We start from the raw sequence: 13,741 nt of genomic DNA on the forward strand, positions 1-13,741 counted from the left end.
CTGCTATTCTATAAATCATTCCCTGTAATTGCTCAATACTTAATTTATACCTCCCTTAACTTGACGGTGCCGTTTGAAGTAATCATCCAGTATTGGTAAGGCTCATTTATATACCATGCAGTTGTTAAAGTTTTTTTATCAGGTAAGTTCTCGCATTCTAAAGCTGCTTCTTGTTTAGATATTGAATTGCTTAAGGAATAAAAACTTTTTAAAATAATTAGTATAAAAATAAAAAGTTTGAAAATTTTCATTTCTTCACACACCTTAAAATAAAATTAATCACGAACTGCTTTAATATTTCCATCAAAAAATTGTATATTTAAAACTTTTTCAGTAGTAGTTTTAGAAGATACAAAATTACCTGATTCCCCTTTAACTATAGCAAAGCCACGTTTTAGTATATTATGATAGTCTAAGCTTAATAGTAACAGACTATTTAATTCTAATTTATACTCAAAATTTTTCAAAGTATTATTTGCCGATTTTATGATATAAGCGGCTTTATGTGTTAATTCTAGTGTCTTATAAGTAATGATTTTATGAGGATGGATTCTTTCTTTTGAAAATGATTTAAGCTTTGTTTCTTTTAGACTAATTAGGCATGGTAAGGAGTCTAATAGGTTAAATCCTGTTTCATCGAGTAATTGTTGTTTATGATTCATATAATGGGCAAGATACCTATTTATTTTATCATAATTTGTAATAGCTTGTTCATGATTTTTAACTAACTGCTTGGTATTGGTTACTAATACTTTTTCATAAGATTGCAGGGTGCTATTTAAAATAGACCGCACAGGTACAGCAAATTCAGCGGCAGCAGTTGGGGTAGGGGCTCTTTTATCGGCTGCTAAATCTATCAAAGTATAATCTACTTCGTGACCTACAGCTGAGATAATAGGAATTTTGGAGTTGTAAGTAGCACGCACTAGTACTTCGTCATTGAACGACCAAAGGTCTTCGATAGAACCACCACCTCTTGCAACTATTATAACGTCCGGCTTATTTGATTCTTCTAGCTTGTTAAAACCATCTATGGCTTCAGCAATCTCATTACCAGAATTCTCGCCTTGTACACTAACAGGCCATATTATTACATGAGTTGGAAAACGTTCACGGATTCGGTGAATAATATCTTGTATAACAGCACCAGTTATTGAAGTTATAACGCCTATTTTACTAGGTAAAAATGGTATGGGTTTACGTATTTTGTTAAATAATCCCTCTTTTTCTAAACGTGCTTTGCGTTCGTTGAGAATTTGTATCATAGCTCCGAGTCCTGCGGGCTGTAAATTCTCGACTGATAGCTGATAACGTGAATTACCCGCATAACTCGAAAGCTTGCCGCTAATTACTACTTCCATCCCGTCATTTAACGGAAACTTGATTTTAGCAAGAATAGGACGCCAGCAAGTGCAAGCTAAAATTGCAGAGTTTTCTTTTAAGTTAAAATAAGCATGCCCTGAACTAGCTATTTTTAAGCCAGAAATCTCGCCTTTTACTTTAATATAACCAAAATTATTTTCTAATAATTCTTTAATTTTATTAGAAATTTCACTAACGGAAAATTCTTTAGTAGCTTGACTGGAAGTAAAATTATCTAGCATTGGGATATTTTTTGTTTTTGGCTTATTCGTCATTGCGAGGAGAAACTATAAGTTTCGTCGAAGCAATCTCGGGAGGTTTATACGAGATTGCAGCAAGGCTTCGCTCCTCGCAATGACCTTTATCATCCCAATAGAATAACTCTCCAATACTCAAAAGAGCAAGCAAAATTTTTATTATTTGCTATATTAATAATAGCTTGCTATTATTTCCTACTATTTAAATATTTGGTTAATGATAAATGCTACGGGTAATATTTCTATTTATTATCGTAATATATCCTTTGTTTAGTTTCGCAAATAACTTGACAAAAAGCAGCGGCGTTAAAATTAATAATTTAATTGCTGATTTTGTAGAATATAATGAAAATAAGGGATTAATATATGCTAAAGGTAATCTAAAAATTCTTACGGATGAGCATTTGCTAACAGCAGATAATTTACTTTATGACGTAAATAATGATATTTTATGGGTAGAGGGTAATGTAAGAGTTAAAGATAAAGACAATAGAATTACATTAGGTGATAAGGCAATCTTAAAAAATGAATTTAAACAAGGTGTAATGTCTAAATTTATTATGCTTTTTAATAATAATAGTCTTTTAGTTGCTAAGCTCGCTGAAAGAATAGATGAAAATAATATACGTCTTCATTATGCCAAGTTTACTCCATGCGAAGTTACTTGTAGTGGGAATCCCCTCTGGCAAATTTCTGCTAAAAATACTGATATTCATTCTGCAGAGCATAAAATAGTTTATAAAAATGTATTTTTCGAGGTATATGGTATACCAGTTTTTTACTTGCCATATTTTTTCCATCCAACTCCGTCAGCTCCTGCTTCCTCAGGGCTACTAGTGCCAGATGTGAAGAATGGAAGATTTGGAGTGCCTCTATATTTGCGTGCAAAGCCTAACATGGATTTTACATTAACTCCAAGAGTTTTTAATAAAGATCCAATTTTCGAGCTAGAAGGGCGTTATAGACCAAATAATACCGATAATATAAGTCTTGATGGTAGTTATGGTAGACTACCTTACCTTTTGGAAAAAAACGGAGATAAAATAAAGGATAAAAAAATCTCTTCCTATCATTATATTGTAAATGGTAATTTTTATAGTAGTGATAAAGTTTATAATTATGGTTTTAAAGCAGAGCGTACGTCTGATAAAGCTTATTTAAAAAATTATTATAATAACTATGCTTCATACCTAACTTCTAGGGTATTTTTAAATAAGATTCACAAGGCGGATTATTTTCAGATAGAAGCTTTAACTTCGCAAGGATTAGGTAGTAATGATAGTAGATCTAACTATCCACTAGTATTACCAAAAATCACTACAAAAAATGTAATAAGTCTAAATGATGACGAAAGTAGGCATATCGTTATCGAAAATAACACTTTAATGTATAAAGAAAGGATAGGAAAGCAGCTTACTAGAACTTCTCTACAATTATCTTATATTCATAATCTTATGACTTCTTCGGGACAAATTTTTGAGTTTGTTGCTCGAGATAGAGGAGATTTTTATATAGCAAAACAGGCTTATTTTGAGAGAACAAGAGGAGCTAAGACGCTTCAACGTAATATACTGGAATTTCAAACTTTATGGCGTTATCCATTCGCAGGTGCTATAACAAAAACAATAAATGTACTTATTGAGCCGATAGTTTCTTTTACTATAGGGCGTAAATTAACCAGTAAAGATATGAAGTTTGTTATAATTGACCCTATGAAATATGAGCTATCAGGAAAAAATCTTTTCTTATCCAATCGTTATAGCGGTATTGATTGCCATGATTTCGGTAATAGATTAAATTATGGTTTAAACGCTAGTTTTGCTAAAGAACAAAATTATTTAAGATTATTTTTAGGGCAGTCTCTTAATACTAGATATAGTGTATATCAAAAAGCAAGTGATACTGAAAATGTTGGTAAAATTTCAGGAAATATTTATGATAATTTAGAATTATTTTATGATTTTCGAAAAAATAGATATTTTAAGCCTATACGTGATGAGGTAGGAGCTAATTTATATTATGGTAGAATAAGTTTAACCGGAAGTCTTATTCAGCTTACAAATCTTAAAAAGTATTATAGAGCAGAAGATATGCAGCTTTCAAGTAATCGAGCAAGACAATTTTACGGAAATGTCAATTACCAATTGACAGATAATTGGTCTGTTGGAATTGGTGGACGTATTGATCTTTCAAAAGGCTCAGCAGATTTATTGACTAGAACTATTAGAGTGACATACGCTAAAGATTGTGTTAGAATCGCAGCTAAGATTTATTCTGATTATTTATCCGATGAAAGTAGAGGAACTAAACAACCCTCAGCTATAAGCTGAGGGGTTATAAAGTGGAATCGATTAGAAATCGATCATCATTCACAGGTTCACCACTAACTTGCTAAGAGATATTTGCGGCTTATATGAGATAAACATATGTACGTGATCACATGATATTTTCCCTGAAATTATATGTACTTCATGTTCCATACAAATCTGCCTCAGTAAATCTCTAGTCCTTTCCGATACTTTGCCTATCAATATTCTCTTCCTATATTTTGGTATCCATATAAGATGCACTTTTAAATCATACTGACTATGACTATTCTTTCTATAACTTCTCATTTCTTGATATAAATTCATTGCTAAAGCAATTTCATTATATCTTCCCTTCGCCTAAAGGCGAGGGATTTTTGATCCCCGAAGGGGGACATTAAAAAAACTAAATCCTCACTTACTATTTCTGTTGGTTTAAGAGTCCTGAATATGTAGTATACTCGTTTTATTTGAAAAATTGGCTACGTTGTGTTTTGCTGATAATCCTCACGTACCCTATGCGGCAGTTCAAAATAAGCTGGATATAGCAGCAATTACGATGTATTTAGCCTGCTGTTTATGGACGATAGGGTATGATACGATATATGGATTTATGAATATAAAGGACGATAAGAAAATAGGAGTGAAATCCTTAAGTATTTATCTAGAAAATAAAGCATATAAATTTTGGCTTTATATATTTTACGTTGGATTTATTTTATTATTTATTTCAGCTGCCGGCTATAATCTAGACTACCTACCTATCCTCGGTGCCTCCTAAACACTCTATTGTAGTTAGCCTTGAAGAAAATAAACGTGTTATAAAATTCGATGATCAAAAAATCATAATATATCCTGTAGAGGAGTTTTTATCAGATTTATGGAATGGTTTATTGTTTTGAGAAATTAGCGTCATTGCGAGGAGACATTGTTGCGTGGATCGAAAAACTTGTACCATGTCATTCCTAGCTGCGGCGGGAATCCACCATAAAGCGAGAGAAATCGAGCTTTTAGTTTTAAAAATTTGCTGTATTTATAATTTTTTCTGGATTCCCGCCGCAGCTAGGAATGACATAAGTGATCCACGCAACAATGCCTTGCGAGGAGCGAAGCTTTGTTGCAATCTCATGAAGTAGTATCTTGACTCCTAAGATTGCACACGTACAAAACTTACAGTTTCTTCTCGCAATGACGTTATACATAAGGATTTTTGGTTTTTACATAAATAAACCTAATAGGAACACCAGGCATGTCGAAAGCTTCACGCATATTATTCACCAAATATCTTGTATAGCTATCAGTAATTTTTTCTGGATTATTGGAAAATAATTTAAATGTAGGTGGTCTAGTTTTTGTTTGCGTCATATATTTTACACGCACTCGCTTGCCACCTTTTTGCAAAGGCAATGGATGTGCTTCGGTAGTAAAATTAAGCCACTCATTTAATTTGCTGGTAGTTATTTTTTTATTCCAAGTTTTGTAAATCTTAATACAGCTATCTAATACATCGGCTATATTTTGTTTATTTTTTGCTGAGATAAATAAGGTAGGAACGCCTTTAATCTGAGGCAGATGAGTATTAATCTGATAATAAAACTCTTCTTTAAACGCTTCTTTCTCAGATTCTTTAACTAAATCCCATTTATTGACTACTATAACAATACTTCGCCCTTCATTTGCTACATGGCTTGCAATGTTTAAATCTTGCTGTTTCAAAGGCGATAAGGCATCAATCATTAAAATCACAGTATTAGCAAATTTGATGCTATTAATAGCGTCTGATGCTGATAGTTTTTCTAAAGATTCTGTAATAGCGGCTTTTTTACGAAGCCCTGCCGTATCAATCAATTTAATATGATTACCTTTATATTGCCAATCAATTTCAATTGATTCACGAGTAATCCCTGCTTCCGGTCCGGTTAGTAATCTTTCATCGTTAATTAAAGCATTTATGAAAGTAGATTTACCAGCATTAGGTCTACCGCTTACAACTATTTGCAGACAATCCCCTTTAATTGGGTCATTTATTTCTGCTTCTTCTGAATTTTCTTCGGGTAACTTGGCAATAATTTCATCATATAAATCAATCATTCCTGTGCCATGTTCGGCAGAGATAGCAACCATACTATCAAATCCAAGCTTGTAATATTCCTTATCAAAATCAAAAGCCTTTTCACATTTATTAATTATTAAGACCGCCGGCTTATTATATTTTCTAACAAAATCGCTAAGTAATTTATCATCAGGCAATATTCCGCTTCTACTATCCACCATAAAGCAAATTAAATCTGCTTCATTTATCGCTTTAGTAGTCTGCTCCATTAGTCTTTTACCGAAGCTATCAGGATTTTCTTCAAGCCCTGGCGTATCAATAAGCGAAAACTCAAACGAACCGATTCTGCCGTCTGTATATTTCCTATCTCTAGTAACACCTGGTAGATCATGAACAATAGCTTTTTTACGTGTACTTAAGCGATTAAACAACGTTGATTTACCAACATTTGGACGCCCTACTAAGGCAATAATCTTTTTAGTCATTATATTTAATGTAATATTATAGCTACCAAAACAAGTAATGCACCGATAAAGTCCACTATATTTGCAATTATGATAGGAGTATTTTTTATTAAAATACCGTATAATAACCAGCTACTTAAAGCAACAGCACTTATAGTAAAAGCAGGAAGTGATACAGATGCTACCGATTTACAGGTAAAAATTTTATGAGCTTGAAAGTAAAACATGAAATTACCAACTGTACCTACTACAGTCATGTATTTTTCATAAAACTTCATGAATTTTGGAGACATATTTTTATATTTTGAAGTGAGGTTATTGATATCATTTTTGTATGGATCGAAAAACGTCTTCGGTGTTATCCCGTGGCTTGTCCACGGGATAACACCGCACAAATCCTACGAAGGAAGAGTTATTTTTATATATGCCTTCTTATGCATATCTTCGAAAAACTTCTGAGCTTTTTGAGAAATCTTTTTATTTGTTAGAAAATTTACCACATAATTATTTTCATCTTCGCTAATGTTTAAGATTTTTTTAGTACATACCTGCACTATCTCAAACTCATTATATTTTTCAAAAACATTACTTGCCTGATTAGGGTTCAAGTCTTTTACTATAGTTTGCTTGGCTTCTTCTATTTTACTAAGCTTATCAGTAATTACTGTCATTGTTGCGAAATTCTCATAAAGAGATTTCTTAACATCTGAACAGTTCTTTAACTTACTTTTTAAATTATTCATCTGTGCAAAAGTTTTATCACTCTTATTTTTAGAGGTAAAAATCTGCATTGACACTTCTACTTCTTTTTGATCGCTAGATAAAATTGCTACATCTATTTCTTTATTACTTACTTGTACTGACCTTGATAAACCTGATAAAACATTCATCTTAATTAGTTCAGACTTAATTTGGGAAATAAAGCTATCAGGATTAACCGATCTACTTTTTAAATATTGAAGAAGAGAGCCATGAGGCATTTTATTATGATCTTCAATAGATTTGATAGCGTTATCTATCTCTTCTTGTGAAATTTCTTTATCACCATAATATTGGAAAAGTAAAGATTCATCAATCAAGCTTTTTATAGCTATATCACTTAACTGCTTATCCTGAGCAGGTGTTACCTCCTCAACATTGTTTAATGCCATGATCATTTTTTTTCTGGCACGAAACTCATTAAGAGTAATCGGTTCATTATTTACAAGTGCCACTATATTTGATGTTTCAGCAACCGCACTACATGTAAAAAAAACAGTAATTATTAGTAATAATTTTTTCATATTTAACTCTGTAATATTATGTAATATTAATAAAATTTAGTAGACGAAGTTTTATTTGGAAAAGAGCAAGGTGTCTTGAAGCTGATAACCGCAGCGTACATATAGTACGTGAGGATTATCAGCAAAAGACAACGTAGCCAATTTTTCAAATAAAACGAGTATACTACATATTCAGGATTCTTAAACCAACAGAAATAGTAAGTGAGGATTTAGTTTTTTTAATTCCTCTACTTTCATCGGATAAATAATCAGAATAAATCTTAGCTGCGATTCTAACACAATCTTTAGCGTATGTCACTCTAATAGTTCTAGTCAATAAATCTGCTGAGCCTTTTGAAAGATCAATACGTCCACCAATTCCAACGGCACCGTCAAGTTAAGGGAGGTATAAATTAAGTATTGAGCAATTACAGGGAATGATTTATAGAATAGCAGTAACAATTTATCCTAGATTTTACCGCTATGCATATTACTCAAGCCCCGAATAGACATCGTTTTCCAGCAAGCATTATTAGCCATACAGTATGGTTATATCATCGCTTTAATAATAGTTACCGAGATGTTCAAGAGCAGATGGCTTATCGAGGTATTATATTAAGTCATGAGACTGTAAGGTTTTGGTGTTATAAGTTTGTAGTTTATTTTCAAGATGTTATTAGTAAGAGAGAGCGAAAGCCAACTGATAAATGGCATTTGGATGAGATGAATATCAAGATCAAAGGTGAAGTATTCATATTATGGAGAGCTGTTGACTCTGAGGGACATGAATTAGAAGTATTACTGCAGAAGCGTCGTAACAAGAAATCAGCTATTCGCTTTTTATCAAGATTATTGGGTAATTATCCATGTCCAAGGGTTATTGTGACTGATAAGCTAAAAAGCTACATTAAACCAGTTAGGTATATGTGTCCTAGGACTAAGCATCGTACCGATAAAAGACTAAATAATCGGATTGAGAATGCCCATCAGCCAACTAGGAGAAAAGAGAAGATACTGATTAAATTTAAGCATCCTAATTCAGCACAATGTACATTATCACTGATGGGAAAAGTCAGAAATATATTTGCTGTAAATGTTGGAAGATATACTAAAACAGCATCTGAGCAAAGAATTGCATTTGCGTCCGCTAAATCCATTTGGGATGAAGCTACTCAAAGACTTCTTGCTGTCTGAAATCTAAAAATATAGTACTTTGTGACACTAATTTACTTAACTTGACGGTGCCATCTCGCTTTATGCTGGATTCCCGCCTACGCGGGAATGACATAAGAACCATGCCACAACAGTTTTTCCTCGCAATGATGATTTCTTTATTTTAAATTAGACCAGATGCGGTTTTTGGCAATATAGAAGAATATAGTAAACGCTACTAAAAACATCATAACTTTAAGCCCCATAGATTTACGATGTTCCATTTCTGGCTCAGCTGCCCATTGTAAGAATACTGCAACATCGTGGCTCATTTGCTCAACACTTGCGTTAGTGCCGTCCATATAAGTCACCTGCCCATCTATTAGAGGAGGGGGCATTGCTATCTGACCGCCTGGAAAATACGGATTATAGTGAGCCCCATTCATTAGCTTGAAACCTGTAGGTGGCTCAGCATAACCGGTTAGTAGCGAATATATATAATTAGCTCCATCATGACGAGCTTTTATTATCAATGATAAATCAGGCGGATGAGCACCATTATTAGCCGCTCTTGCTGCCTGCTCATTTGGATAAGGCGATACAAAACGATCAGATGGAAGAGCAGGGCGATCAAACATCTCACCATCATCATTCGGACCATCTTTTACAGTATAATTTTTAGCAATTTCTTTAATCTCTTCTTCAGAAAAGCCAATATCCTTAAGATTACGATAATATAGATTGCTTAAGCTGTGGCAAACGCTACATACTTCTTTATAAACCTGAAAACCTCTTTGTGCGGCTTCACGATCAACACTGCCACGCAATCCTTCAAAATGCCATTTCATTTTTTTGGGATGTAACGCTTCCTCATTGGCTAAGCTTAAAGCAGAGGTTAATATTATGATGATAGAGATGAATAGTTTAGTTTTCATATAATTTTTTTGACCGTCATTGCGAGGAAAAATTGAAAATTTTGACGAAGCAATCTCAGGAGTTTAGTATTGTTTTATGAGATTGTTGTATCAAGATTTTATCTTTTATTGCAACAATATTTTTATTTATAGAATAATTTCATTATATAAATCATCCCAGTTTGTATTTATTTGTTCTATTAATTTAATCTTTGTTATTTCTTGAACCAGCCTTAATTTGTTTTTCTTTATTTATTGCCGAAGCCATAGTTTGATGAAGCTCATAAAATACTAATATTTTACAATTATATTTTTTACTAAAACCTTTAATGTTTTCGTTTTTATGTTAGTATATTCTTTTTATAAGATTAGAGGTTACACTGGTATAAAGTATACCATTTTTTTTATTAGTAGTTATATATACAGCTGGTTGTTTCATAAATTTGTATAATACAAAAACGTCATGAGCTATACTTCCTGAGATTGCCACGCCACTTTCAGTGGCTCGCAATGACTTTTATATTTCAATAACGGTTCTACAACTCTTCCGGTAGTGGTAGTGGTTTCTCATATTTACTTATCAATGGCAAGGCCACTAGAAAATGAAAGAAGTAATAACAAGCAGCAAAACGGCTAATGGTAATATACGGCTCTTCTGCTGGTTGCCCGCCCAAATAACCAAGTAATAAGCAATCTGCCATAAATATCCAAAAAACAATACGATATATTGGTCTATAGTTGGCACTTCTTACCTTTGAAGTATCTAGCCAAGGTAATAAGAATAACACAAATATACTGCCAAACATTAATAGCACGCCACCAAGCTTGGACGGCACAGCACGCAATATCGCATAAAATGGTAAAAAATACCATTCAGGAACAATATGAGCAGGTGTAACTAATGGATTTGCAGGAATGTAATTGTCCGGATGACCTAAATAATTTGGTTCATAAAAAATAAAATAGGCAAATATTATGAAATAAACCCCGAAACCAACAAAATCCTTAATCGTATAATAAGGATGAAATGGAATCGTATCTTTAGGGCTTTTGACATCAATACCTTTCGGATTATTCGAACCATGTTGGTGCAGAGCGACTAAATGCAGCATTACAAGAGCAACGATAACAAAAGGCAATAAATAATGTAGCGAAAAGAATCTGTTTAATGTTGGATTATCTACTGAAAATCCACCCCACAACCATGTAACTATAGACTTACCTACAAGCGGAATAGCTGAGAATAGATTAGTAATAACTGTTGCACCCCAATAGCTCATTTGCCCCCAAGGTAGTACATAACCCATAAAAGCCGTTGCCATCATGGTTAGGAAAATGATTATACCGATATGCCACAGTAATTCCCTTGGTGCTTTATACGAGCCATAATATAGCCCTCTTGCTATGTGTAAATATACGGCTGCGAAAAACATTGATGCACCAACAGCATGAGTATAACGTAGTAACCAGCCATAATTAACGTTACGCATGATTTTCTCAACGCTATCAAAAGCATGATCAACGTGCGGCGTATAATGCATAGCAAGTATAATACCGGTAATTATCTGAATTACTAACGCAATGCCAGCAATAGAGCCTAAATTCCACAAATAACTAAGGTTTTTTGGAGTTTGATAATGGCTAAAATGCTTTAGAAAAGAGAAGACCGGAAGACGGTAATCTATCCACTCTATAATAGCATTATTCTTTCCAGTTTTTGGGGTAATGTTGTCGCTCATAGGTAATTACCCGATTCTAATTTTTTTGTCGCTAATAAAAGTGTAGGGCGGTACTGCTAAATTTAAAGGTGCAGGACCTCTTCTTACTCTACCTGATGAATCATATTGTGAACCATGGCACGGGCAGAACCAGCCGTCATAATCACCTTGATTTGCAAGGGGTACGCAACCTAAATGTGTACAGATACCAATTGTTACTAACCAATTATCATGCCCAACTTTTACACGATCTTGATCTTCTTCAGGATCAATAAGCTCTGACATTTTTACAGCCCGTGCTTCAGCAATTTTATCTGGAGTACGATTAGTAATGAATACCGGTTTTCCTTGCCATTTAACTGTAACTGTTTGACCTACAGCAATATTTGATAAATCAACTTCAATTGATGATAAGGCAAGAACGTCGGCTGAAGGGTTTAAAGAATCAATAAGAGGCAAAAGCGTACATGCAGCTCCAACCGCTGCAACGCTACTAGCCGTTAAGACCATGAAATCACGACGTGAGGTTTTAGAGCAATCCTCAAACTCTACTTTGTTATCGTTATTAGTATCTTCAGTATCTGACATATTTAATTTGTATTCGTATTATTACCATTATCATAAGGATTTACTATTGGAGAACGCGGTTCGGGAACAGTACCATCACCCTCGCCACCATCTTCAGGCTTATTAATAAGCCTTTCTACACCTTGCTGTAATTCTTGCTCTCCTGTACCTTCTTTAACTTCATATTTTCCTGGATCACCTAAACAATTCCAAAAGTTAACTAAATTATCCCAATTAGGACCAAGTTTTACAGTACAATTTTGAGCAATAGCTTTACTAGTATCTAATATCTCAACTGTTGTTCTGCCAAAATAGTCTATAAAGCCGATTTTCTCAAGCCCTTTTACTACATAAAATAATACTATTAATGATGCAACAGCTATCATTATATACCATTTAGTAATAATGCCCCATAAGAAAACGCCCATAGGGTTAGCTGCAATTAACCTTCGTAAAGCTTGCCACATATTATTTTCTCAAAAAAATTTATTATCTTATCTTATACTATTCTACTAGTAAAAATAAAGAAAATAATCATGTTATGCTGTAAATATTTCTGATTAAATATGAACTTAAGACAAATGAAATAGGTAAAATTACTAAATTAATACCTATCATAATGAAAATTAATTGTAAATTACTATCTTGTAGTACTAACCCTGTCATTATAATACTGGGAATTAGCAAAGGCATAATAAATATGCCGATAAAATTAGCATTAACCCTAAAATAACTTTGCATACTACCCGATAATACCACTAAACTGCTTGATAAAATTATTACAAGCCAGACGCTGAAAAAGAAAAATATTATTTCTAGCAAGGTTTGGCTGAAAAAAATATAAATAATAGGTAATGTTAAAATTATCCCTATCGTACTACTTGTAAATATCGCAAAAAATTTAGCCAGTACTATTTTAGTTGGATTAACCATAGATAACATTAATTCCAAGCTTCCATCTTCTAAATCTGACTTAAATATAATAGAAGAAAAACTAATTAATGAAATTAATAAACAAATTACCGAAAAAATTAAGCCGAATTTCTTAATATCTTCATGGCTGTTAATTAAAGTAGTGCTAATAATACAAAATAGAAAAAATATCATCAGATATTTAATCATATTATTGATACGATTCTGCACTATAAATTCACGTTTAATTAGTAAAAACAAGCTATTCACAATTGTTAAATGAGTTGTAAATTGAATACATAATAGCGGCAACTGTTAAGCCTATGCCTATCTCTACAGCAAATATTCCTATATGTTGAGCAGTTAGACTATCGTTAACAAAATTTGTTAGAGAATAATAGTTTAAGTAATTATCATTAAAAAATAGCGATATCACACCGGTAAATCCGTATATCATAACACCTAAAGCAGCAATAATTATTAGCGTATTTACTGAAAAATATCGATTTAATTTTTGGTTACCATATACTAGATCATAAGCAATAAGAGAGGATGCAAATATAACACCCGCTTGAAATCCGCCTCCAGGTGATGCTTCTCCATTAAGCTGAATATATAAGCTATATAGGATTATATAAGGTACTATAAAAATAGAAATGGTTTTTATTATTTTTGTCATCCCATGGGCTTGCTGACATTGTTGTATGGTTTTTATGTCATTCCCGCGTAGGCGGGAATGACATTGAAAGTGTTTCTTGTTCCATGCATGGTATG

General features: G+C 33.0%; 13 protein-coding genes and 3 pseudogenes. 3 read left to right on the forward strand and 13 right to left on the reverse strand.

The features are described from left to right. Positions 1-275: 275 nt before the first annotated feature. A complete protein-coding gene (gene xseA / locus BA173_RS00755; RefSeq protein WP_068041817.1) occupies positions 276-1,604 on the reverse strand; it encodes an exodeoxyribonuclease VII large subunit in 1,329 nt (442 codons plus the stop codon). A gap of 239 nt (positions 1,605-1,843) precedes the next feature. Here xseA and BA173_RS00760 point away from each other — a divergent pair, with 239 nt between their 5' ends. Then, a complete protein-coding gene (locus tag BA173_RS00760) occupies positions 1,844-3,949 on the forward strand; it encodes an LPS-assembly protein LptD (protein WP_095568246.1) in 2,106 nt (701 codons plus the stop codon). A 39-nt stretch (positions 3,950-3,988) separates the two neighbouring features. On the opposite strand, the gene tnpA is transcribed toward BA173_RS00760, so the two are convergent. Further along, positions 3,989-4,234 (reverse strand): IS200/IS605 family transposase, encoded by a 246-nt coding sequence (tnpA, locus tag BA173_RS00765; RefSeq protein ID WP_232505910.1) that lies wholly within the window; start codon positions 4,232-4,234, stop codon positions 3,989-3,991. Positions 4,235-4,436: 202 nt separating this feature from the next. Between tnpA and BA173_RS00770 the strand changes: the two are divergent. Then, positions 4,437-4,700: pseudogene (locus BA173_RS00770) on the forward strand (UbiA family prenyltransferase); the annotation flags it as partial. Positions 4,701-5,119: 419 nt separating this feature from the next. Here the strand turns inward: BA173_RS00770 and der are convergent. The 5 genes and pseudogenes from der to BA173_RS08760 all read right to left on the reverse strand — a co-directional run bounded on the left by der (position 5,120) and on the right by BA173_RS08760 (position 8,166). Continuing rightward, positions 5,120-6,463 (reverse strand): ribosome biogenesis GTPase Der, encoded by a 1,344-nt coding sequence (der, locus tag BA173_RS00775; RefSeq protein WP_068041814.1) that lies wholly within the window; start codon positions 6,461-6,463, stop codon positions 5,120-5,122. A 5-nt stretch (positions 6,464-6,468) separates the two neighbouring features. Beyond that, positions 6,469-6,735, reverse strand: a complete 267-nt coding sequence (locus BA173_RS00780; RefSeq protein ID WP_068041811.1) for a SemiSWEET family sugar transporter — start codon at positions 6,733-6,735, stop codon at positions 6,469-6,471. A 105-nt stretch (positions 6,736-6,840) separates the two neighbouring features. After that, positions 6,841-7,725, reverse strand: a complete 885-nt coding sequence (locus BA173_RS00785; RefSeq protein ID WP_016947704.1) for a SurA N-terminal domain-containing protein — start codon at positions 7,723-7,725, stop codon at positions 6,841-6,843. A gap of 163 nt (positions 7,726-7,888) precedes the next feature. Beyond that, positions 7,889-8,089: pseudogene (locus tag BA173_RS08940) on the reverse strand (hypothetical protein); the annotation flags it as partial. Next, the gene (locus BA173_RS08760; protein ID WP_257789549.1) at positions 8,038-8,166 is read right to left on the reverse strand and encodes a hypothetical protein; all 129 of its coding nucleotides are present in this window, start codon (positions 8,164-8,166) and stop codon (positions 8,038-8,040) included. The gene BA173_RS08760 and the pseudogene BA173_RS08940, both read right to left, overlap by 52 nt. A 21-nt stretch (positions 8,167-8,187) precedes the next feature. On the opposite strand from BA173_RS08760, the gene BA173_RS00790 reads away from it, so the two are divergent. Next, on the forward strand, positions 8,188-8,898 hold the full coding sequence (locus tag BA173_RS00790) for an IS6 family transposase (RefSeq protein ID WP_095568243.1): 711 nt from the start codon (positions 8,188-8,190) through the stop codon (positions 8,896-8,898). Between the two features lie 137 nt (positions 8,899-9,035). Here the strand turns inward: BA173_RS00790 and BA173_RS00795 are convergent, their stop codons facing one another. From BA173_RS00795 to BA173_RS08945, 6 genes and pseudogenes are all read right to left on the reverse strand, one after another. After that, on the reverse strand, positions 9,036-9,791 hold the full coding sequence (locus BA173_RS00795; protein ID WP_016947756.1) for a cytochrome c1: 756 nt from the start codon (positions 9,789-9,791) through the stop codon (positions 9,036-9,038). Positions 9,792-10,306: 515 nt separating this feature from the next. Further along, positions 10,307-11,509, reverse strand: coding sequence for a cytochrome b (locus BA173_RS00805; RefSeq protein ID WP_068041834.1), 1,203 nt, complete (start codon positions 11,507-11,509; stop codon positions 10,307-10,309). Between the two features lie 6 nt (positions 11,510-11,515). Further along, on the reverse strand, positions 11,516-12,076 hold the full coding sequence (gene petA, locus BA173_RS00810) for a ubiquinol-cytochrome c reductase iron-sulfur subunit (RefSeq protein ID WP_016947799.1): 561 nt from the start codon (positions 12,074-12,076) through the stop codon (positions 11,516-11,518). A gap of 2 nt (positions 12,077-12,078) precedes the next feature. Beyond that, positions 12,079-12,522, reverse strand: a complete 444-nt coding sequence (locus tag BA173_RS00815) for a DUF2670 domain-containing protein (protein WP_016947800.1) — start codon at positions 12,520-12,522, stop codon at positions 12,079-12,081. A 67-nt stretch (positions 12,523-12,589) separates the two neighbouring features. Continuing rightward, on the reverse strand, positions 12,590-13,237 hold the full coding sequence (locus tag BA173_RS00820; protein ID WP_016947697.1) for a heme exporter protein CcmB: 648 nt from the start codon (positions 13,235-13,237) through the stop codon (positions 12,590-12,592). Continuing rightward, positions 13,230-13,655 (reverse strand): annotated as a pseudogene (locus BA173_RS08945) (Na(+)/H(+) antiporter subunit B); the annotation flags it as partial. The pseudogene BA173_RS08945 and the gene BA173_RS00820, both read right to left, overlap by 8 nt. Positions 13,656-13,741 lie beyond the last annotated feature (86 nt).

Source organism: Rickettsia sp. MEAM1 (Bemisia tabaci), from assembly GCF_002285905.1.
Taxonomy (GTDB): Bacteria; Pseudomonadota; Alphaproteobacteria; order Rickettsiales; family Rickettsiaceae; genus Rickettsia.